General features: G+C 35.0%; 21 protein-coding genes. 9 read left to right on the top strand and 12 right to left on the bottom strand.

Going from position 1 to position 20,519, the window contains the following annotated elements; genetic code table 11:
• The first annotated feature begins 35 nt into the window (after positions 1-35).
• On the top strand, positions 36-1,193 hold the full coding sequence (locus BUC31_RS04320; protein WP_073241581.1) for a methionine aminotransferase: 1,158 nt from the start codon (positions 36-38) through the stop codon (positions 1,191-1,193).
• A gap of 10 nt (positions 1,194-1,203) precedes the next feature.
• On the opposite strand, the gene BUC31_RS04315 is transcribed toward BUC31_RS04320, so the two are convergent.
• The 9 genes from BUC31_RS04315 to trhO all read right to left on the bottom strand — a co-directional run bounded on the left by BUC31_RS04315 (position 1,204) and on the right by trhO (position 10,670).
• A complete protein-coding gene (locus BUC31_RS04315; RefSeq protein WP_073241579.1) occupies positions 1,204-2,352 on the bottom strand; it encodes a serine hydrolase domain-containing protein in 1,149 nt (382 codons plus the stop codon).
• A gap of 19 nt (positions 2,353-2,371) precedes the next feature.
• Positions 2,372-2,896, bottom strand: a complete 525-nt coding sequence (locus BUC31_RS04310; RefSeq protein ID WP_073241577.1) for a GNAT family N-acetyltransferase — start codon at positions 2,894-2,896, stop codon at positions 2,372-2,374.
• 145 nt (positions 2,897-3,041) lie between these two features.
• The gene (locus tag BUC31_RS04305; RefSeq protein WP_073241575.1) at positions 3,042-3,407 is read right to left on the bottom strand and encodes a hypothetical protein; all 366 of its coding nucleotides are present in this window, start codon (positions 3,405-3,407) and stop codon (positions 3,042-3,044) included.
• A gap of 507 nt (positions 3,408-3,914) precedes the next feature.
• Positions 3,915-4,568, bottom strand: coding sequence for a CoA transferase subunit B (locus tag BUC31_RS04300; protein ID WP_073241573.1), 654 nt, complete (start codon positions 4,566-4,568; stop codon positions 3,915-3,917).
• A 4-nt stretch (positions 4,569-4,572) separates the two neighbouring features.
• The gene (locus tag BUC31_RS04295) at positions 4,573-5,271 is read right to left on the bottom strand and encodes a CoA transferase subunit A (RefSeq protein ID WP_073241571.1); all 699 of its coding nucleotides are present in this window, start codon (positions 5,269-5,271) and stop codon (positions 4,573-4,575) included.
• Between the two features lie 104 nt (positions 5,272-5,375).
• Positions 5,376-7,718: a penicillin-binding protein 1A gene (locus BUC31_RS04290; RefSeq protein ID WP_073241569.1), complete on the bottom strand. Its 2,343-nt coding sequence runs from the start codon at positions 7,716-7,718 to the stop codon at positions 5,376-5,378.
• 3 nt (positions 7,719-7,721) lie between these two features.
• Positions 7,722-8,207 (bottom strand): gliding motility lipoprotein GldH, encoded by a 486-nt coding sequence (locus tag BUC31_RS04285; protein WP_073241568.1) that lies wholly within the window; start codon positions 8,205-8,207, stop codon positions 7,722-7,724.
• Complete coding sequence (locus tag BUC31_RS04280; protein WP_073241566.1) at positions 8,200-9,396, bottom strand: PSP1 domain-containing protein; 1,197 nt, start codon at positions 9,394-9,396, stop codon at positions 8,200-8,202. Before BUC31_RS04280 ends, BUC31_RS04285 begins: the two co-directional genes overlap by 8 nt.
• Before the next feature lie 242 nt (positions 9,397-9,638).
• Positions 9,639-10,670 (bottom strand): oxygen-dependent tRNA uridine(34) hydroxylase TrhO, encoded by a 1,032-nt coding sequence (gene trhO / locus BUC31_RS04275; RefSeq protein ID WP_073241565.1) that lies wholly within the window; start codon positions 10,668-10,670, stop codon positions 9,639-9,641.
• A gap of 373 nt (positions 10,671-11,043) precedes the next feature.
• Between trhO and recA the strand changes: the two genes are divergently transcribed.
• The 5 genes from recA (at position 11,044) to BUC31_RS04250 (ending at position 15,257) form a co-directional block, all read left to right on the top strand.
• Positions 11,044-12,051, top strand: coding sequence for a recombinase RecA (gene recA, locus BUC31_RS04270; RefSeq protein ID WP_073241563.1), 1,008 nt, complete (start codon positions 11,044-11,046; stop codon positions 12,049-12,051).
• An 80-nt stretch (positions 12,052-12,131) separates the two neighbouring features.
• Positions 12,132-12,557, top strand: a complete 426-nt coding sequence (locus BUC31_RS04265; protein ID WP_073241561.1) for a hypothetical protein — start codon at positions 12,132-12,134, stop codon at positions 12,555-12,557.
• A 15-nt stretch (positions 12,558-12,572) separates the two neighbouring features.
• On the top strand, positions 12,573-13,139 hold the full coding sequence (locus BUC31_RS04260) for an RNA polymerase sigma factor (RefSeq protein ID WP_073241559.1): 567 nt from the start codon (positions 12,573-12,575) through the stop codon (positions 13,137-13,139).
• Positions 13,140-13,170: 31 nt separating this feature from the next.
• Positions 13,171-14,691: a porin family protein gene (locus tag BUC31_RS04255; protein ID WP_073241557.1), complete on the top strand. Its 1,521-nt coding sequence runs from the start codon at positions 13,171-13,173 to the stop codon at positions 14,689-14,691.
• A gap of 11 nt (positions 14,692-14,702) precedes the next feature.
• A complete protein-coding gene (locus BUC31_RS04250) occupies positions 14,703-15,257 on the top strand; it encodes a DUF3575 domain-containing protein (RefSeq protein ID WP_073241555.1) in 555 nt (184 codons plus the stop codon).
• On the opposite strand, the gene BUC31_RS04245 is transcribed toward BUC31_RS04250, so the two are convergent.
• Positions 15,254-15,994 carry a lysophospholipid acyltransferase family protein gene (locus BUC31_RS04245; protein WP_073241553.1) on the bottom strand — a complete coding sequence of 247 codons (741 nt, stop codon included), beginning with the start codon at positions 15,992-15,994 and terminating at the stop codon, positions 15,254-15,256. The two genes, BUC31_RS04250 and BUC31_RS04245, sit on opposite strands and share 4 nt — an antisense overlap.
• A gap of 70 nt (positions 15,995-16,064) precedes the next feature.
• Between BUC31_RS04245 and trpS the strand changes: the two genes are divergently transcribed.
• Positions 16,065-17,033, top strand: a complete 969-nt coding sequence (gene trpS, locus BUC31_RS04240; protein WP_073241551.1) for a tryptophan--tRNA ligase — start codon at positions 16,065-16,067, stop codon at positions 17,031-17,033.
• 181 nt (positions 17,034-17,214) lie between these two features.
• Here the strand turns inward: trpS and dprA are convergent, their stop codons facing one another.
• Positions 17,215-18,333, bottom strand: a complete 1,119-nt coding sequence (gene dprA, locus BUC31_RS04235) for a DNA-processing protein DprA (protein WP_073241549.1) — start codon at positions 18,331-18,333, stop codon at positions 17,215-17,217.
• Between the two features lie 92 nt (positions 18,334-18,425).
• Between dprA and BUC31_RS04230 the strand changes: the two genes are divergently transcribed.
• Entirely contained in the window at positions 18,426-19,397 is a 972-nt protein-coding gene (locus BUC31_RS04230) for an HU domain-containing protein (RefSeq protein ID WP_073241547.1), read from the top strand.
• A gap of 60 nt (positions 19,398-19,457) precedes the next feature.
• Positions 19,458-19,970: an acyl-CoA thioesterase gene (locus BUC31_RS04225; RefSeq protein ID WP_036151042.1), complete on the top strand. Its 513-nt coding sequence runs from the start codon at positions 19,458-19,460 to the stop codon at positions 19,968-19,970.
• Positions 19,971-20,074: 104 nt separating this feature from the next.
• Here the strand turns inward: BUC31_RS04225 and BUC31_RS04220 are convergent, their stop codons facing one another.
• Positions 20,075-20,386 carry a hypothetical protein gene (locus tag BUC31_RS04220; protein ID WP_073241545.1) on the bottom strand — a complete coding sequence of 104 codons (312 nt, stop codon included), beginning with the start codon at positions 20,384-20,386 and terminating at the stop codon, positions 20,075-20,077.
• Between the last annotated feature and the right edge of the window lie 133 nt (positions 20,387-20,519).

The following is a 20,519-nucleotide window of genomic DNA, read 5'->3' as shown; positions in this document are numbered from 1 at the left end:
TTATGATCATTCTCAAAATTCATACATTTACTACTATGGATTATAGACCACTTATTAATGCCTCAAAATTACCCGATGTTAAAACAACCATTTTTACAACAGTAGGTAATCTTGCAAGAGGACATAATGCTATTGATCTTTCGCAAGGATTTCCAAATTTTGAAGCCGATGATAAATTAAAATCACTAGTTACTGATGCTTTGAATAATGGTCATAATCAATACGCACCTATGCCAGGGTATTTTGGTCTTAGGGAGGTTATATCAGAAAAGATAGAAACACTTCATAATCGAACATATGACCCCGAGAATGAAATAACTGTTACCGTTGGTGCAACTGAAGCCATTTTTACGGCTATTACAGCGTTTATTAATAAAGGAGACGAAGTAATTGTCATAAAACCCGCTTACGATTGTTATGAGCCAGCAATAATCTTAAATGGTGGTATTCCAGTTTATGTTCAATTAGACGCTCCAGATTATAAGATTGATTGGACCGTGTTTCAACAAAAAATTACGGATAAGACCAAAATGGTCATTTTAAATACCCCTCATAATCCTAGTGGAACCATATTTTCAAAATTGGATATGGAACAGCTAGAGAAGATATTAAAACCTACTAATATTATTCTTTTAAGCGACGAGGTTTATGAGCATATCATTTTTGATGGACAAGTCCATGAAAGTGCCTCTAGATTTCCAGATTTAGCCAACAGAAGTTTTGTCTGTGCTTCTTTCGGAAAAACATTTCATGTAACGGGATGGAAGGTTGGCTACTGCGTAGCACCGGCAGAATTAATGAAAGAGTTTAGAAAGGTGCATCAATTTGCCGTGTTCTGTGTAGACCACCCTGTACAGCGGGCACTTGCTGAATATTTGAAAAACCCATCACATTACTTAGATTTGAACAATTTTTACCAGAAAAAACGTAATTTCTTTCTAGAAGGAATAAAATTATCCAAATTTAAGTTTAAACCTTCCCAAGGCACTTATTTTCAATTATTAGATTATTCTCCTATTTCAAATGAAGAAGATGAAGTAATAGGGGAACGATTAATTATCGAAAACGGCATAGCATCTATACCGATTTCCTCTTTCAATGTCGATAACAGAAATGATCATATGTTAAGATTCTGCTTTGCCAAAAAACAGGAAACTTTAGAAAAAGCAGTAGAAATTCTATGTAAGCTATAAAAACTACTTACTAAAAAGCAGCATTTACTTTAGACATAAATTCACCAATTTTACTAGGTTCTAACCAACGGGTTACAACGACCACATCATTCTCTTTATCTATAACAATAAAGTTACCGCCAAAACCGGCAGCATAGTAGATATTTTCTGATAGACCTTCCCAATGTCTATCTCCCTTTTTATTTAACCACCACATGTAGCCATAATTCGCATTAGGTATTGAAGGCGTAGTTGCCTTTTGAATCCAATTTTCAGAAATCAATTGGTCATTCTTCCATTTACCATTATTCAAGAACAACATACCAAAACGCGCCATATCTTCTGCGCTAATGAATATTCCTGCACCTGAATGTCCGCCACCAGTAACCGACTTCATTTGAAGTCCGTCAATTTCTGTCCAAGCATCATCATAACCAAACCAACGCCATGTAGAAGATGCATCAATTTTATCCATAATTTTCTCTTTTAAGACTAAAGGCATTGGTTTGCGCCATACATGTGTAAGCGAATATGCAAGCACATTTACACGAACATCATTATATTCCATAAAAGTACCAGGTTCTTTAGGTTTTGCTAACTTCCAATCATCAATACCACCTTCACTAGGTGGTCTGTCAGCCCAATCTTTACCGCCCCAAAGTTCGCCAGTCCAAGCGGAGTTTTGTTGTAGTAAGTGTTCCCAAGTAATTTTAGAATTATGTGCACCATCAAAAGTACCGTCCCAAATGTAATCACCTACCAAATTCTTAGTATCGGCAATAAGCTTTTCATCTTCAGCAAGACCAGCCATGGTGCTCAAAAAACTCTTTGTGACACTGAAAGTCATGTCAACCCTTTTGGTATCTCCCCATTGAGCAACTACATATCCATTTTTAAGAATCATACCTGCCGGACCACCACGTTTTTTGGTAGGACCTAATATCTTATGAAACGGTTCTTTTTCAAAACCTTTTACGATAGCAATACGCAAATCTCTAGAGCCAGAATACTCATTTGCCTCTGCAAAATCTACCGCTTCATTTAGCTTAGCGTCTTTTATTTTAAAGTCTTTTGGTGATTTTATTTTCCAGTCTGCATTTCGTTCTGGAAAGTAATATTCTTGCCCCTGTAGATTTAAAAAACCAAGGAGCGCTACGAAGGTGATAAAATGAAATTTCATGAAAGTTAGTTTGAAGTTACTACAAGGTACTTAAATTGAAACGCATTAACCAATCTGTTTGCTCATCCGAACCTATAAAATAAGGATGCGTATCAAATTTTTGAAATCCGTGTCTTTCATAAAATTTTATCGCACGTTTATTTTCTTGCCACACACCTAACCATAACATTTTCTTCATTCTTTCTTGAGCAATGGTTTTAATATGATGTAGAAATTGTTCCCCTAAACCCAAACCTTGATGTGTTTGTAATACATAAATACGCTCTAACTCTATACTATCTTCTTGCTTTAGTTCTGACTGTGCATCATTTACATTTAACTTAAAGTAACCAACAACTTCATTATTAGTGTATACGAAGTAAAAATCACTATTAGGATTAAGCAGTTCTTCTTTAATAGTTTCTAATGCGAAAGCTTTTTTGATGTAGATTTCAAAATCTTTAGGGTCGTTGTCTTTAGCAAATGCAGTAACAAAAGTTTGTTCTGAAATTAACCTCAATTGATCTAGTTCTTCAAGAGAACATAAAGTGTAAGTAAGTACCATACCCCTAAAATAAAAAAAGGAGCAAATTACTTTGCTCCTAACCGGGGGAAATTTTATAAAATGGTTGATTTGGTAACTTTTCTGTTTCTAATAATGCATGTTTATAACATACAATAGTTCGTAGGCATTTTTCATTTGCGAACTTTTATTGTTTTTCGGCAAATAATTTACCTTCTGTTCTCATAAGTATTGTTCCTTCTTCTGTCTCTTGCATTTTCACAAAATCATTGGGGAAATCTGTTCCTGGATAACTAACGATATAAACATCTCCATTAACACTCCAGTTGAAATCTGTTAGATAAACCACTTGTCCATCTTTGTATCCATGAAATCTACCTAGATAAACATCATTAAAAATCCATTCTTCATTATCAACAACCATCTTATTCGTATTAGTAGCGGTTTTAACCGTATGGTTCCAAATACCAATAATAGGATCATTATTTTCTTCAATTTTTGAACACGAGGCAACAAGTACCAACAAGATTAGGCAACTAAATACATACTTCATTTTAGGTTAAGTTTTTCAAAGCGATTTGGGACTCACTTTTTATTACATTTCAAATATATGTAGTCTTTTTCTTACAATAAAGTATTTGTGGTAAAACTTCTTAAAATTGTGGTGAACCTAGACAAGTTAGTTCATCACCCATAAAATTTAAAATATGATTATAGGTTATTAACACTCTCATTTCCTAAAAAAAGGCAAAAAAAAAGAGCGACTAAATAAGTCGCTCTTTTATAATTTTGTTAAAGTAATTTATAACATAAATAACTTTTTGGTAAGTCTTAGAAATCCACTAAAGAAGTCATTTCTATAAACTTGAATTTTATGTTCGTTTGCAGTGTGATTAATTTGAGAATTCATGATGGTTAAGCAATTAATAGGTTATGGGTTTCATTGAGGTCTAAAGATACATCTGTTGATCTCAAACATGACAATAAATGTTGTGTACTGAATATAACCTGTTGTGAAAAATATAAAAAGCTTATTTCATCGATGTTTTACCCAACCCTACTAAACATTCATCTCTATAACATCACCTCTAATTATTAAGTTGCCCTCAGTCGCAGCTTTGATATCATCTACAGATACACCGGGCGCTCTTTCTAACAACAAAAAACCTTCTTCTACAACCTCAAGTACTGCCAAATTAGTTACAATCTTTTTTACACAACCAACCCCTGTTAAAGGAAGACTACACTTCTTTAATAGTTTAGACTCTCCTGCTCTATTGGTATGCATCATAGCAACAATGATATTCTCTGCAGATGCTACAAGATCCATAGCGCCACCCATACCCTTAACCATTTTACCCGGAATTTTCCAGTTGGCTATATCACCGTTCTCAGCAACTTCCATAGCACCAAGTATAGTAAGATCTACATGTTTACCTCTAATCATAGCAAAACTCGTTGCAGAGTCAAAATAAGATGCACCAGGCAGCGCTGTAATGGTTTGCTTACCTGCATTTATTAAATCTGCATCTTCTTCCCCTTCAAAAGGGAATGGACCCATACCTAGAATTCCGTTCTCACTTTGAAACTCTACACTAATATCTTCACGAACATAATTAGCAACTAGGGTAGGAATACCTATACCTAAGTTTACATAATAACCGTCTTCCACTTCTTGTGCAATTCTCTTTGCAATTCCGTTTTTATCTAACATGCTCTTATTTTTGACGTACCGTTCTTTGTTCTATTCTTTTTTCGTAATCTTTTCCTTGAAAAATGCGTTGCACAAATATTCCCGGAATATGTATTTCGTTTGGATCTAGCTCTCCTTCAGGTACTAATTCCTCAACCTCAGCTACAGTAATTGTTGCAGCCCCACACATACACGGATTAAAATTTCTTGCTGTTCCCTTAAATATTAAGTTACCGGCGGCATCTCCTTTCCAAGCTTTAACAAATGCAAAATCTGCCTGAAAAGCTTCTTCTAGTATATACATTTTACCATTGAATTCCCGAACTTCTTTTCCTTCTGCCACTTCGGTTCCATACCCAGCCGGAGTAAAAAAAGCAGGAAAACCGGCTTGTGCAGCTCTACATTTTTCAGCCAGTGTACCTTGTGGTGTTAATTCAACATCTAACTCTCCACTTAACATCTGTCGCTCAAATTCATCATTCTCGCCAACATAAGAAGAGATCATTTTTTTAATTTGATGTTGCTGCAACAATAATCCCAAGCCAAAATCATCAACTCCTGCATTATTAGAAATACAAGTGATATCTTTTACACCTAACTTGACCAATTCACTTATGGTATTTTCAGGTATACCACAAAGTCCAAATCCTCCTAACATAAAGGTCATTCCGTCTTTTACTCCTGCTAATGCATCGGTTACGTTTGCTACTGTTTTACGTATCATTTTTATTAAATTATCTAATCACTAAATTACCCATTTAAAATGGATTAAATAAAAAAAGGCCTTGGTTTGCACCAAGACCTTTTCTTCTATACTACAGAATATGATTAGAAATCCAAATCTTCCAAATCATCTTCAATATCATTATCTTCTTTAATATCAGCTGCGAACTCATCGCAATTTATTTCGATAGACATATTACTTGGTCTCTCAAAATCCTCTTTAGAGATACCCAGCTCTTCGTCTGCATAATTCTTCGTCATATACAAGCCCCAAATTGGTAGTGCCATAGATGCCCCTTGACCATATGTAATGCTTTTAAAGTGAACAGCTCTTTCTTCTCCACCTACCCAAACACCGGTAACTAAATTAGGCACCATACCCATAAACCAACCATCACTATTATTTTGTGTTGTACCGGTTTTACCCGCAATAGGATTCGTTAATTTATAAGGATATCCAGTTATAATTTCATCGTACTCTTTTCTCCATTTATTATAACCTGTAGTACGTAAACGCGTACCAGAACCACCTTGAGTAACACCTTTCATTAAATCTAAAATAGCATATGAAACATCTTTACTTAAAACATCTTTAGTTTCTGGAACGTATTCATATAAAACAGTACCATCTTTATTTTCTATACGAGTTACCATTACAGGTTTTACATATACCCCTTGGTTAGCAAAGGCTCCATATGCCCCAACCATTTCATATACATTAACATCTACGGTACCTAAAGCAATTGCGGGTACTTCTAGAATATCTCCGCTCAAGCCTAAGTTACGCACCATACTAACCACAGATTTTGGACCTACCTCATCTATTAATTGTGCAGTAACGGTATTGACAGAATTTGCCAATGCCTTTTTTAAAGTATAGCTATTACCTGAATATTTAAGATTAGAATTTCTTGGACACCATGGCTCAACATTACCATGTTTACCAGCTTCGATACAGTATTGCGTATCTGGGCGAGTTTCACAAGGTGATAGTCGTAATTGATCTATTGCTGCAGCATAGACAAAAGGTTTAAAAGTAGAACCAGCTTGTCTTGAACCTTGTATAACATTGTCGTACTGAAAATGCTTATAATTGATACCTCCAACCCATGCCTTAACATGACCTGTTTGTGGTTCCATAGACATCATTGCTGTTCTTAAAAAAGCCTTATAATAACGAATAGAATCTCTTGGTGTAAGAATAGTATCTTTTTCTTTAGTCGGACTCTTCCAATCAAAAACAGTCATTTCGGTTTTCTTATCAAAAGATGCGCGAATTTCCTTTTCAGTTTTTCCTGCAGCCTTCATAATTTTCCATCGGTCAGAACTCTTTATGGCACGTTCCATGATTTTCTTTGTCTCTTCTGGAGTAATATCTAAGAAAGGAGCGGTCTTATTTCTATCTGGAGTATTTTGGTGAAAGAATTCAGCTTGTAATTTTGTCATGTGCTCATTCACTGCTTCTTCTGCATTTGCCTGCATTTTGGAATCAATGGTCGTGTAGATTTTAAGTCCGTCTAAATATAAATTATACTTATCTGACTCATCACCTATTGCCGGCTTTGGATTTTTAGATATCCAATCTTTCATAAAACGCTGCAAATACATTCTAAAGTAAGTTGCTAAACCTACACTATGTGTTTCTGGATTATAATTAATATCCATCTTCATAGCCTGCAAAGAATCTTTCTCGACTTCAGAGATATAATCATATCTAGCTAACTGTCCGAGAACAATGTTTCTTTTCTTAAAAGTAATTTCTTCCCGCCTTAATGGGTTAAAAAGAGATGAGTTTTGCAACATACCTACCAACATGGCAGATTCTTCAATTTTAAGGTCTTTAGGTTCTTTACCAAAATAGATACGAGCTGCAGAACGTATACCATCGGCATTATTACCAAAATCATAGATATTCAAATACATACTTATGATTTCTTCTTTAGTATAACTTCGCTCTAATCTAATAGCTAAAACCCATTCTTTAATTTTTTGAGTATACCGCTTCCACCCTCTTGCTGCCCTTCCAACAAAAAGTTGACGAGCCAATTGCTGGGTTATAGTACTGGCTCCACCCCTTTTTCCTAAATAGAAAAATGCCCTCAGTGTACCTCGAGAATCAATACCAGAATGGTCCATAAAACGTATATCCTCACTCGCCATAAGAGTATTTACCAAATTTTCTGGTAGTTCTTCAAAGTTTACATCGGTACGGTTATCATCTAAATAAAATTTACCCAACAAATTACCATCAGAAGAGATGATTTGTGAGGCTAAATTTGTCTGCGGATTTTCCAAATACTCATAAGGAGGCAATTCACCGAAAAGTCCCCAAGAAGCAGATAGGAAAATTAATGCCACAATAGCAATACCTGACCCAAACAAGATCCAAAACCATAATATGAATTTTGAAAAACTATTCGTTGTTTTTTTCTTTACCTCTTTTGCCATTGTTTACGGGGTGCTTTTTGTTACTTCTATTCCTACATCGGTAATACCTTCTAGCCCAATTATACCAGAAACATTACCATTTTTACGCATCGCCTGGGATACCTCTATAGTATATACGCCAGAAGATGAAAAAACGATGTTTTCTTTATACCATAATTTATTTTCTTTGATGCTACCACTACCCTTGCCTAGCCAAGTGCCATCTGGCAAAGACATCGCATACTCTAAAGTGTCTTTGGTTACTTCTCCCTCAGGTGTAGTCAATGATGCAATTATAAATAGATTGCTATAAGGGAAAGTATTATCATTGCGAACGTTGATAAAAATGTCATGCGCCGCAATTGTATCCATTTTAGAAAGTGAAAATTCAAGAACATTATCTTTGTTCCAAACACCATCTTCTAAGGTTCGGTATTCGGTCTTAATAATATTGCTGTCACAAGAAGCAAATAGCACTAGTGCTAAAAAACAACAAGATATACTACGCATCCTTCTTCTGATTTCTATTACGATTTCTGTTCTTGTTCTTATTTCGGTTGCGATTTTTGTTCTTATTTCTATTTTTATTATTGTTTCCACCACCTTTTGGTCTATCAAAACGAGTAAGACTGTCTTGCCCTACTACATTTTCGAAAACAACTTTTTCTTCAACAGCAATTTCCATTGCGTACATCTCCAAACTAGCAACCTTCTCTTTCTTCTTGTTTTTCTCTAAGATTTCGTTTACCTGATCTTTAGAAAGCACGTGCCAACTACCAGGATCTTCTCTATAAGAAAACCATAACATCTCTTTAAAAATATCGGTTTTCTGACAAAAAGCCAGTCCTTTTTCAGTAAACAATTTTGTGTCTTGAGCAGGAAAATCTTTAAGAGCATCTACATAGACGTCTAGCTCATAATTTAAACAACACTTCAGCTTACCACATTGACCCGCAAGCTTTTGTGGATTTAATGATAGCTGTTGGTAACGTGCTGCAGAAGTACTTACAGACCTAAAATCTGTTAACCATGTTGAGCAACATAACTCTCTACCACAAGAACCAATACCACCAAGCCTTTGTGCTTCTTGACGATACCCAATTTGACGCATTTCAATACGAATACCGAACGCCTTTGCCATATCTTTTATCAACTGACGAAAATCTACACGTTCATCGGCTGTATAGTAAAACGTAGCTTTAGACCCATCGCCTTGAAATTCTACATCAGAAATCTTCATCTGAAGCTTTAAAATAATAGCGATTTCACGTGCTCTTTTCTTAATTTCTTCTTCTCGATCTCTACATTTTTGCCAAATATCTATGTCTTTCTGACTAGCTTTTCTGTAAACTTTTGGAGCATCTTCTTCAGTAAAAGACACCTTCTTTCGCTTCATTTGCACACGCACAAGTTCACCTGTTAAGGTAACCATACCTATGTCATGACCTGATTGTGCTTGTGTGGCAACTATATCGCCAATGAAAAGTGAAAGATTTTCTGTGTTCTGAAAAAATTCTTTTCTACTATTTTTAAATCGAACTTCAACAAAATCGAATGGTCGTTCCCCATTAGGGAGCGACATATTTGAAAGCCAGTCAAAGACTGTCAGTTTATTGCAACCATCTGTACCGCAAGTACCGTTATTCTTGCATCCCTTTGGTTGTCCATCCTTACCGGTAGAACAACTACTACAACTCATATTATATATATTGGTTTGGTCGAATTTTATAAAATTCACCAAAAAAGGTTCATAAAAAACTTATAGGTAAAGATACAGTTTTTTTAATGTGAAATAAAAGTGAAATTAGCGGTGCCGGTTTTAAATAGTGACTTTACCAATAACTCAAGACCTTTTCAAAAACACGAAAAGACAGCAAAAAATGCTGTCTTTTTATAGTGTATCGTATTGTTTAATGACTTAAGCCTTATTAAAACAGAAAGCTACTTTTTAAACTTCAGCACTTCTGATCGTCCTTTTTTAAATATCTTATTACTTACAACCTTACCTTTTCGAAGCGCTTTTTGTTCTTCAAAAGGCAATTCATGAACTTCTTTACAAGCATCTGAACAGCAATTATTCATTTTTTCTGCACAAGATGGGCATTGAATAAATAATAAATGGCAAGCTTCATTAGCACAGTTAACATGCTCATCGCAAGACTCGCCACATTGATGGCAATTGGCAATAACGTCATCACTAATACGCTCTCCTCTTCTATGATCAAAAACAAAATTCTTGCCCTTGAATTTATTTTCAAGATTGTTTTTCTCTACTTGTCGGGTGTATTCAATGATTCCGCCTTCTAGTTGATATACCTGTTCAAAACCTTTGTGTTTATAATAGGCACTCGCTTTTTCACAACGAATTCCACCAGTACAGTACATTACCAGTTTCTTATCCTTTTTATGATCTGCTAAATCGCGTTCAATAATATCTAATGAATCTCTAAAAGTATCAACATCTGGTGTAACGGCATTTTTAAAGTGCCCTATTTCACTTTCATAATGGTTTCGCATATCTACCAAAACTGTATCTGGATCCTCAATAAGTTCATTGAACTGTTCTGCACCCACATGAATACCTTTATTGGTGACATCAAAAGAATTATCTTCTAATCCGTCAGCTACAATCTTATTTCTGACTTTCACTTTTAACTTTAAAAAGGAAAGGTTGTCTTGCTCAATGGCAATATTGAGTCGCACATTTTCTAGAAAAGAAATGCTATCTAAATGCTCTTTAAAAACATTGAAGTTTTCAGCCGGAACGGAAAGTTGGGCATTTATACCCTCGTGAGCAACATAAATTCGCCCAAGAACGTCCATATCATTCCAGTTGATAAAAAGGTGGTTTCTAAAAATGTTGGTGTTACCAATGTGTGCATAGGTATAAAAAGAGATAGTAAGGCGTTCCTTACCCGCTTCTTCAATTAAAGCCGCTCTTTCTATTGCACTTAACGTATTGTACAGTTGCATGCTATACTAATAATTTAAGTCTGCCATTTGGCAGAAGGTTTATAGAAAAATTTTGAAGGACAAAAATAACTATAATATTGAAAATTGCACCTATTTTAATACCGTTTACCACTTTATCACATAAAAAAGAGCCTTGCTTCTAACAAGGCTCTTTATCGACTATTCCATTCTTTTCTTTTTCATAACATTCTTAAAAGAATAAAAAAAGGATATAGCCACCTATAATCGCCGACACTAAAAACAGCGATTTATAACCAATGAAGTAACTTCTATTTTATAAAAGATAGTAATTGCTTAAAATGGTTGCGTAATCGATTCAATATTATTCAAATCAAAAAAGATTTGGTAATTTAGCTTTCCAAAAAAATAGAAAATGAGTTCTGAAAAAGAAGCAAAATTAAAAGCATTAAAGTTGACCCTTGACAAAATGGATAAGACCTATGGTAAGGGCGCTGTAATGAAATTGGGAGATAGTGTTGTTGCAGATGTTGAAGTGATACCTTCTGGCTCATTAGGTTTAGATATTGCCTTAGGCGTAGGTGGCTACCCAAGAGGGCGTGTGGTTGAAATATATGGTCCAGAATCTTCAGGTAAAACAACCTTGACTTTACACGCTATAGCGGAAGCACAAAAAAAAGGAGGTATTGCTGCATTTATTGATGCTGAGCATGCTTTTGATCGTTTTTACGCTCAAAAACTAGGTGTAGATATAGATAACCTAATTATTTCTCAACCAGATAACGGTGAGCAAGGACTAGAGATTGCAGATAACTTAATTCGTTCTGGAGCAATCGATATTGTAGTAATAGATTCAGTTGCGGCATTGACACCTAAAAGTGAAATTGAAGGTGAAATGGGAGATTCCAAAATGGGACTTCACGCACGTTTAATGTCTCAGGCACTTAGAAAATTAACCGGTTCTATCAGTAAAACAAATTGTACGGTTATATTCATTAACCAATTACGTGAAAAAATTGGTGTAATGTTCGGTAACCCAGAAACTACTACTGGTGGTAATGCGCTTAAATTTTACGCATCTGTTCGTTTAGATATTAGAAGATCTACACAAATAAAAGATACCGATGGTAATGTTCAAGGTAACAAGACCAGAGTTAAAGTTGTTAAGAATAAAGTAGCACCACCTTTCCGTACCACTGAATTTGATATTATGTATGGTGAAGGTATTTCTAAAGTTGGCGAAGTGATTGACTTAGGTGTTGAATACGAAATTATAAAAAAGAGTGGTTCATGGTTTAGCTATGGCGATACAAAGCTAGGCCAAGGCCGTGATGCTGTTAAAAATATACTTTTAGATAACCCTGAATTATTTGAGGAATTAGATTGCAAAATTAGAGAAGCCATTGCTGCTTTAAATGCTTAAATTCAGTTTTATTTAAGTAAACATAAATGAATTAACGCAACCATTGTATTTAATTTTCATCCTATAGACAAAACAGTTATATGATGAGAAATAAGATGATGCTGTTGACCTTGGTCATAGCATTTATATGCAATGGTTGTTCTATTGATGATGATGACGCCAATTTCCACTTTACAGCATTGGAGATTGTCGATGCAGAAGTACCAGAATCTTTTATTCTTAATGAGACGTATAAGATTTCTGTAAATTATTTAAAACCAAATAGTTGTACATACTATGAAGGTTTTGACGTTGTTAAAGATTCCCTGACCACTAGAAGTGTTGTTGCCATTGGCGCAGTAAGAACTGATATTGATGATTGTATGGAAGAATTAATTCAAGAAACGGCGTCTTTCAACTTCCAGGTAATTTATACCGAACCCTATACATTTAAATTTTACAAAGGCGATAATAGTGACGGAGAGGCAGAATATATGGAAATTGTCGTTCCAGTAAACAACCCTTAAAACAACCAACCATTTGTGAGTCTAGAAGAACTCATACATAATTGCAAAAAAGGAGACCGTAAAGCACAGGAACTACTATATAGAGCCTATGCCACAACCCTCTATGGTATATGCCTAAAATATTCCAAATCTAAATCGCAGGCAGAAGATACCCTACATGATAGTTTTATGACTATATATGATAAAATAGGTCAGTTTAAAAACAAAGGTTCTTTTGAAGGTTGGATGAAAAGAATTACCGTAAACACAGCCCTACAAAAATATAGAAAGCAAGAATACTTAAATGTAGTTACAGATAATACCGAAGAAGAAGTTACCGTAGATAATGTTTATGATGACATCAGCCTACAAACGTTGTTAGGCTACATTCAAGAATTACCTAATAAATACCGCGCTACGTTCAATTTATATGTATTGGATGGCTACACACATAAAGAAATTAGTGAACTTTTAGGTACCACTATAGGCACCTCAAAATCTAATCTTGCTAGGGCACGCGCATTATTAAAAGAAAAAATAGAAACTAAGATCACGCAATCAATTGTCAGTATCTTAATTATAATATCAACACACTTTTTATAATCCTAGTGATTATAGACAGAAACAGTACTAGATGCAGAAGAAGAATATAGACGAACTTTTCCGAGATAAGCTATCGGATTTCAAGCAAACACCAGATAATAAAGTCTGGCGCGCGATTGATGCGTCATTGGACAAAAGGAAAAAGAAAAGAGTGATTCCAATTTGGTGGTCACTAGGTGGTATTGCTGCCGCCATAATGGTAGGACTATTAATTTTTAATCCGTTTACAGAAGAACATACTACCAACGAAATTCTAGTGGACAGTGAGAATGAGTCTGAAACCATAAAAGATATTCAACCGAATACTGAAAATGAAATTTTTATTGATTCAATAGTCCCTACTAGCAATGCTGTTGTTGAACAAAACATGGTAAGTGACAGCGAAGCATACGGTTTAGAAAACAACACACAGAACAATCAGCAAGAGTCTAATAGAATTGCTGCGCCAAAAACTAAGAACAGTTACAACAAGAATATTGAACTTAAGAATGATGCTATAGCTGAAAACAATAAAAATGTTTCAGAAAATAGCAATTCTACTAACGAGGCTTTAATTGCACAAAATAACTCTTCAAAAGCCGTTGAAATTAGTCATTCAGAAAACTTATCAAATAACACTCCAAGCACAGACGAATCTATTACTACTACAAACAAGGGCTCTAATTCTCATTTAGATTTTAATCTTTCAGAATCAGAAGGCACATTAGCTGAAAATAGTATTATTGAAGAAGTAACTGAAGAACCTGAATCTAACAAGAAATCTATTTTTGAGGAAATTGAAAATCAAGAAAATCTAAAAGAGAAAAAAGTAGCTAGTAATAAATGGTCTGCTGGTCCAAATGTTGCTCCTGTATATTTTAATGCCATTGGTGAAGGCTCTCCGGTAAATTCTATTTTTAGTCCTAATGCAAAATCAGGAAATGTAAATATGAGTTACGGAGTTTCTGTAGCATATGCTGTTACCAAAAAGTTGACCATACGCTCAGGAATCAACAAAGTAGATTACGGATATAACACTGAAGATGTTGCTTTTTCATCTTCCTCAATTCTTGCTTCTAATACTGGCCAATTAAGCACTATTGACTATGCAGAAACATCTAACACACTTACAATTTCGAGCAAAATAGTTACCTCAGACAAATTTAGCACCATGAGTTCAGCGCTAGATGTTACAGCAAAAAGCCCATCAAGAGAGGGTTACATGTCTCAACAGTTTGGTTATCTTGAATTACCTGTTGAATTAAATTATGCGTTGATAGATAAGAAATTTGGTGTTAACCTTATTGGCGGTGTTAGCTCTTTATTTCTAATTGACAATGCAGTATCCTTGACTTCTGGCGAACTGACTACTGAAATAGGAGAGGCTAATAATATTAACGACCTAAATTTTAGTGCCAACATGGGGCTTGGTCTTAATTACAACTTTTCACAAAAGGTGCGATTTAATGTAGAACCGATTTTCAAATATCAATTAAATACTTTTTCTAATGTAAACGGTACGTTTAGACCGTATTCAGTTGGAGTTTATAGCGGAATCACTTTTCAATTTTAATATATATATATATGAAGAATTATATCTTGTATTGCCTTTGCTTAATGAGCATTTCTATATACGCTCAAGACCTAGACGATGAGTATATAACTTCAGAAGAACATCAAGAATTAAAAATTAACGGCCTCTTTTTAATCTTAGGTGCAATTGAACTCGATTATCAATATTTACTAAACGAAGAGTCTGCCATAGGTATTGATGTTCTATATACTTATGATGATGAGAATCTCGATGTCAACTATTATATATCGCCGTACTACCGTCAATATTTTGGTAAAAAATATGCTTCTGGTTTTTTCGTAGAAGCTTTTGGTATGTTGAATTCTGTTGATGATTATACTTATGGTTCTTATTATGATGAACCAACAGATTCTTATTATTCAAGTTCTGGATACGAAGAAAATATTGTCGATTTTGCCTTAGGTATTGGTACCGGAGTTAAACTACTAACTAAACGAGGTTTTATCGTAGAAATAGACGCAGGTATTGGTCGCAATCTATTTAAAAACGATAGAGATTTTACAATTATTGGTAAAGGAGGAATAAATCTAGGTTACAGGTTCTAACTATTTCTGGTTAAATCATTAAGTATCGTTTCCCTAACACTTGTTCTGAGCTCTGCTGTATCTTCTGGTCGTATTGAATGCGTTTCTACAAATGAATGAACTCGAGCCCTGCATTTACCAGGTCCACCACTTAAAAATGTAAAAGAGAACCGTTTTTTATTGTCATAGAATGTCATGGGTACGACTGGTATTTTATGGGCAATGGCCATTTTAAAAGCACCATCTTTAAATTTATCTAACAATACATGCTCTTCGGGTACACCACCTTCAGGAAAAATACAGATACTCAAACCCTGTTGCAACCTTCTTTGAGCTCTTCTATATACACCAGTTCTACTTTGAGTATTGTCTCTATCCACCATTATACATACCCGTTTATAGAAAAATCCGAATAAGGGAATTTTAACCAATTCTTTCTTGCCAACAAAAACAAAAGGGTTTCTACTTACTACAAGCATCAACATAATATCTAGCATACTAGTATGGTTCGCAACCAACATATAACTCTTTCTTTTAACCAAACGTTGCTCATAGGTTACTTTAGGGAAACAAAACATACCATACAGTATAAATCTAGCCCATAAGTTTCTGGCCATCCAAAAAAATTGTGGATACCAGGCTTCTCTTGAGGCGAAAAGGACAAGAAATGGAAAAAAGAGTAGAATAGGAATGGCCACTAGAATATAAAACCAAATGCGATATATAGTTTGACCGGTTTGTTTAACCAATTTAAGCATAAATCAAAAGTAGTTATTTAGGATAGTTTTTTTGTATTTGTTTTACCTTTGCTTTTTTAGAATAAAGAAAATGGCAAGAATTTTAACAGGCATACAAAGTACAGGAACTCCGCATTTAGGTAATATTCTTGGAGCGATCAAGCCAGCAATAGATATGGCAAATGATCCTTCTAACGAATCTTTTCTATTTATTGCAGATATGCATTCGTTAACACAAATTAAAAATGGGGCAGAATTACGTCATAACACGTATGCTGTTGCTGCAACATGGCTAGCTTTTGGGTTGGATATTGACAATACTGTTTTTTACAGACAAAGCGATGTACCACAAACCACAGAATTGGCTTGGTACTTAAGCTGTTTTTTTCCGTACCAACGTTTAACGCTTGCACATTCTTTTAAAGACAAGGCAGACAGGTTAGAAGATGTAAATGCCGGACTCTTTACCTACCCAATGTTAATGGCGGCAGATATATTAATGTATGATGCCAATATTGTACCTGTAGGCAAAGATCAAATGCAACATATAGAAATGACTAGAGATGTTGCCTCTCGTTTTCACGCGCAATTAGGTGAAACTTTTGTAATACCTGACGGTAAGGTTCAAGAAGAAACCATGTACATACCAGGTACCGATGGTGCAAAAATGAGTAAAAGCAAGGGTAATTTAATCAGTCTTTTTCAGACAGATAAAAAATTACGCAAGCAAATAATGGGAATACAAACGGATAGCACTGCTATGGAAGATCCAAAGGATCCTACGAATGATAATGTATTCGCTTTATATAAAATTCTAGCTAGCCAGCCTCAAATTGAAGAAATGAGCGCTAACTATTTAGCCGGAAATTATGGCTACGGTCATGCAAAACAAGCACTTTATGAAGTAATTGTAAATAAATTTGAAGAGCCTCGTGAGAAGTTTGAATACTACATGAACCATCTAAATGAAATTGACGATGCACTTGCTTTGGGAGCAGAAAAAGCAAGAAAAGTAGCAGACGGAGTACTAGGAAGAGTTCGTGAAAAGCTAGGATATTAATTATCAGCCTCAGAAAACCTCAAATATTAAAAACCGACCTATTGGTCGGTTTTTTGTTTTAATTATCAACGAGTCCGCCGCAAATTTCCCGATTTAGAATGGCATTTTATCGATAAAGAGATCAGTTATTTCATTCTTGCCTTAGAATATTTTAGAAACAAACCGTGTGGTTTGTAAAATCTCAGATTGCCTCAAACAATTTCCCTGGTAAAGGTCTAATAACACCCTTCATTTCCATATTTAACAACGTAGAAGATGTTCTATAAATAGGTAGTTTACAATCTAAGGCTATGCTATCTAAAATTTGCTTACCGTTATTCTGCAGGTAGGTGTAAATATTTTGTTCAACCTCATCTAATTCAATAAAAAGCTGTCTCTGAATATTCTTATTCTGTTTTTCAGCTATATCCCAATCTAGCAAATAAATTAAATCTGCCGCTGAAGTCATAACATGTGCTTTTTGCTGTTTGATTAGGTTGTTACAGCCAAGGCTATATTTATCAGTGGTTCTACCTGGCACTGCAAAAACATCTCTATTATAGCTATTGGCGATATCAGCTGTTACTAGACTACCACCTTTCTCAGCAGATTCAACAACAACCGTAGCTTCACTTACACCAGCAATAATTCGGTTTCGTTTTAAAAAGTTTTCGCGTTCTGGGTTACTTGTACTCCAAAATTCAGTGTAGAATCCGCCATTCTTTAAAACATCAGCTTGATACTTTGCATGTACCTTTGGGTAGATTTGATTTAGTCCGTGCGCTAAGCATCCTATGGTCTGTAAACCATGTTTTATAGCTTCCCGCTGAATACAAATATCTACTCCGTAAGCAAAACCACTAATTATAACTGGATCTAAAGGAGCTACTTCCTCAATAAACTGCTCGCAAAAAGCCATTCCGTAGCTTGTAATATTACGGGTACCAACAACACTAATCAATTTACGATTCTGCAAATCAATATTTCCTTTCTGAAATAAAAGTATAGGTCCATCAATACAATGTTTTAAATATTGAGGATAATCATTATCTAGAAAATACGTGCAACTGATATCGTTTTTAAGTACATAATTATATTCTGACTCGGCAGCTTCCAAATGTTCTAAGTCGAATAAATGCTTGATGGTATGCGTACCAATGCCATCAATTTTCAACAGATTTTGTTTTTTATCTTCGAAAATTGCGGATGGGCTCCCACAATGTGAAATTAATTTCTTCGCGAGGATATCTCCAATATTTGGCACATGTTGTAACCGGAGTATTGCAACAAGTTCATCAGCAGTATGTTGTGTCGTTTTCATTTCTTGTTCACAAATAAGCGAAAAAAATATGTTAATAAAAAGTTACCGAAGGTGTTTTTATACCTCTTTATTTTCTTCATATTTGTGATCCGATGGTTTTAGAACACTATATAAGCGATTTACTTTATAGGTACAACTGTGTTGTTGTTCCTGGATTTGGAGCATTCCTTACCCAAAAAAATTCTGCCAAAATAAACGTGGTTACCAATACGTTTAGCGCACCAAATAAATCTATTGTTTTCAATAGACAGCTGATCTCAAATGATGGGCTTTTGGTTTCTTATGTATCAAGTGCAGAGAAGGTTTCTTATGAAACAGCATTGGTTGAAATTGAAAAACAAGTGAAAACTTGGCAAGAAGTCTTAATTCAAGAAACTTCTTTACACCTAAAAAATATTGGTTCTTTAGCTAGAAACCATGAAGATAAAATATTGTTTCAACCTGCAAACGAAACAAACTATTTAACCTCTTCATTCGGACTTTCAAATTTTAACTCTATACCTGTAACTAGAGAAGTTTTAAAAGAAGAGATTGTAGAAATAGAAGAAAAAATACCGTTCGTTATTAGTCCTGAGCGTAGAGAAACTAGAGGCTTTAGACCTTATTTAAAATATGCTGCTATTCTAATGCTAGCATTTTCTACAGGCGTAACCGGTTATCGTGCATACCAACAAAAAAATACCAACGAGCAAGTTGCTAGACAGGATGCTGAAGAGTTTGTAAACAAACAAATACAAGAAGCAACCTTCTTCGACTTATCGCCATTAGAATTACCAACCGTTACCGTTGAAGCTACTACAACTTCAACAGCAAAGCCAGCCATTAACAAAGATGAAGCAACGCACTTTATTGTTGCCGGCGCTTTTAGGGTTAGAGGTAATGCCGATAGAAAAATTGAACAGCTTAAGGCAAACGGATTTAATGCCGGTTATTATGGCACGAATGCCTATGGACTTCACATGGTAACTTTTGATAGTTATACCAATGCAAACGATGCTTTAAAAGCATTGCGTGAAATTAAACGTACGCAGTCTAAAGATGCTTGGTTATTAACCGAAAAATAAACCTACGCACATTTTATTAGTACCCTTGATGCCCGTATCTTTGCGCAAAATTTCTAATTAATGGAAGCAAAGACTCCTGCAGCATCACGTACAACAATGACCGATTTGGTTCTCCCTAGTGAGACCAACGCACTTCAAAATTTATTTGGTGGCGAACTATTGGCACGTATGGATCGTGCAGCTAGTATTGCAGCCGGTAGACATAGCCGTAGAATTACCGTTACCGCATCGGTAAATCATGTAGCCTTTAATTTAGCAATTCCGCTTGGTAGTGTTGTTACTGTCGAAGCAGCCGTTTCTAGAGCATACAACACCTCTATGGAGGTATATATAGATGTTTGGATAGAAGACCGCTACAGCGGCAAGAGCACTAAGGCAAATGAAGCTATCTATACCTTTGTTGCCGTTGATGAAACAGGTACACCAACTGAAGTTCCTGAACTAACGCCTGAAACTCCTCTAGAAATTACCCGTTTTGAAGGTGCATTACGTAGAAAACAGCTAAGTCTTGTTTTGGCAGGTAAAATGAAGCCTGATAATGCTACCGAGCTTAAAGCTTTGTTTACGAAGTAAAAAAGTTTGTCAAAACACCAATCGATTTCTCATTATTATTTTTTGCTAAAATATGTTAGACAAGAGCTCTGTCTATATTTTAGCAAATCTAATTTGTAATTCAGTTAAACCACCTCTCGGTACAAATCCTTTTCCAATTCTGACTGCTCTAAATCAACCTTAAAAGAAAGGTCCATTTCCATTTTTGTTGCATTATTCCAGATATAAAGCACAGCTAAACCAATGCTACCTATTATGAAAAAAGCGATTGAAAAAGCAACTAGTCCGCCGTAGGCTAAAGTCAAACATGTAGCTAAGAAAGCAACATAAACAACTATTGGTTTAAGCGACCAGTTCAAATTAAAACTTGGTGATTTAGTATTCTTCTCTAATTGATTTTGAGTAGACTCTGGATTTAAAGTGATCGTGTTGCTCATAATAGTTCCTTTTTACTAATTAATACAGTAAAATTCGGAAAAATTAATCAACCCGCACCTACATAATACTATGAAAATCAATATGATAACATAGAATTAAAGAAATCATATTATTTAAATAATAGAAAAATAG

It is taken from the genome of Maribacter aquivivus (assembly GCF_900142175.1).
Lineage (GTDB): Bacteria > Bacteroidota > Bacteroidia > Flavobacteriales > Flavobacteriaceae > Maribacter > Maribacter aquivivus.
Note: the sequence above shows the minus strand (reverse complement) of the source record. Positions and strands in the feature narration are given on the sequence as shown.

Coding starts and splice junctions, on each gene's coding strand:
- BUC31_RS04305 (WP_073241575.1), bottom strand. CDS start 3,407: ATGAAGTATGTATTTAGTTGCCTAATCTTGTTGGTACTTGTTGCCTCG.
- BUC31_RS04320 (WP_073241581.1), top strand. CDS start 36: ATGGATTATAGACCACTTATTAATGCCTCAAAATTACCCGATGTTAAA.
- trhO (WP_073241565.1), bottom strand. CDS start 10,670: ATGCAACTGTACAATACGTTAAGTGCAATAGAAAGAGCGGCTTTAATT.
- BUC31_RS04295 (WP_073241571.1), bottom strand. CDS start 5,271: ATGATACGTAAAACAGTAGCAAACGTAACCGATGCATTAGCAGGAGTA.
- dprA (WP_073241549.1), bottom strand. CDS start 18,333: ATGAAAACGACACAACATACTGCTGATGAACTTGTTGCAATACTCCGG.
- BUC31_RS04220 (WP_073241545.1), bottom strand. CDS start 20,386: ATGAGCAACACGATCACTTTAAATCCAGAGTCTACTCAAAATCAATTA.
- BUC31_RS04300 (WP_073241573.1), bottom strand. CDS start 4,568: ATGTTAGATAAAAACGGAATTGCAAAGAGAATTGCACAAGAAGTGGAA.
- BUC31_RS04310 (WP_073241577.1), bottom strand. CDS start 2,896: ATGGTACTTACTTACACTTTATGTTCTCTTGAAGAACTAGATCAATTG.
- recA (WP_073241563.1), top strand. CDS start 11,044: ATGAGTTCTGAAAAAGAAGCAAAATTAAAAGCATTAAAGTTGACCCTT.
- trpS (WP_073241551.1), top strand. CDS start 16,065: ATGGCAAGAATTTTAACAGGCATACAAAGTACAGGAACTCCGCATTTA.
- BUC31_RS04290 (WP_073241569.1), bottom strand. CDS start 7,718: ATGGCAAAAGAGGTAAAGAAAAAAACAACGAATAGTTTTTCAAAATTC.
- BUC31_RS04285 (WP_073241568.1), bottom strand. CDS start 8,207: ATGCGTAGTATATCTTGTTGTTTTTTAGCACTAGTGCTATTTGCTTCT.
- BUC31_RS04225 (WP_036151042.1), top strand. CDS start 19,458: ATGGAAGCAAAGACTCCTGCAGCATCACGTACAACAATGACCGATTTG.
- BUC31_RS04245 (WP_073241553.1), bottom strand. CDS start 15,994: ATGCTTAAATTGGTTAAACAAACCGGTCAAACTATATATCGCATTTGG.
- BUC31_RS04315 (WP_073241579.1), bottom strand. CDS start 2,352: ATGAAATTTCATTTTATCACCTTCGTAGCGCTCCTTGGTTTTTTAAAT.
- BUC31_RS04230 (WP_073241547.1), top strand. CDS start 18,426: ATGGTTTTAGAACACTATATAAGCGATTTACTTTATAGGTACAACTGT.
- BUC31_RS04265 (WP_073241561.1), top strand. CDS start 12,132: ATGATGAGAAATAAGATGATGCTGTTGACCTTGGTCATAGCATTTATA.
- BUC31_RS04280 (WP_073241566.1), bottom strand. CDS start 9,396: ATGAGTTGTAGTAGTTGTTCTACCGGTAAGGATGGACAACCAAAGGGA.
- BUC31_RS04255 (WP_073241557.1), top strand. CDS start 13,171: ATGCAGAAGAAGAATATAGACGAACTTTTCCGAGATAAGCTATCGGAT.
- BUC31_RS04250 (WP_073241555.1), top strand. CDS start 14,703: ATGAAGAATTATATCTTGTATTGCCTTTGCTTAATGAGCATTTCTATA.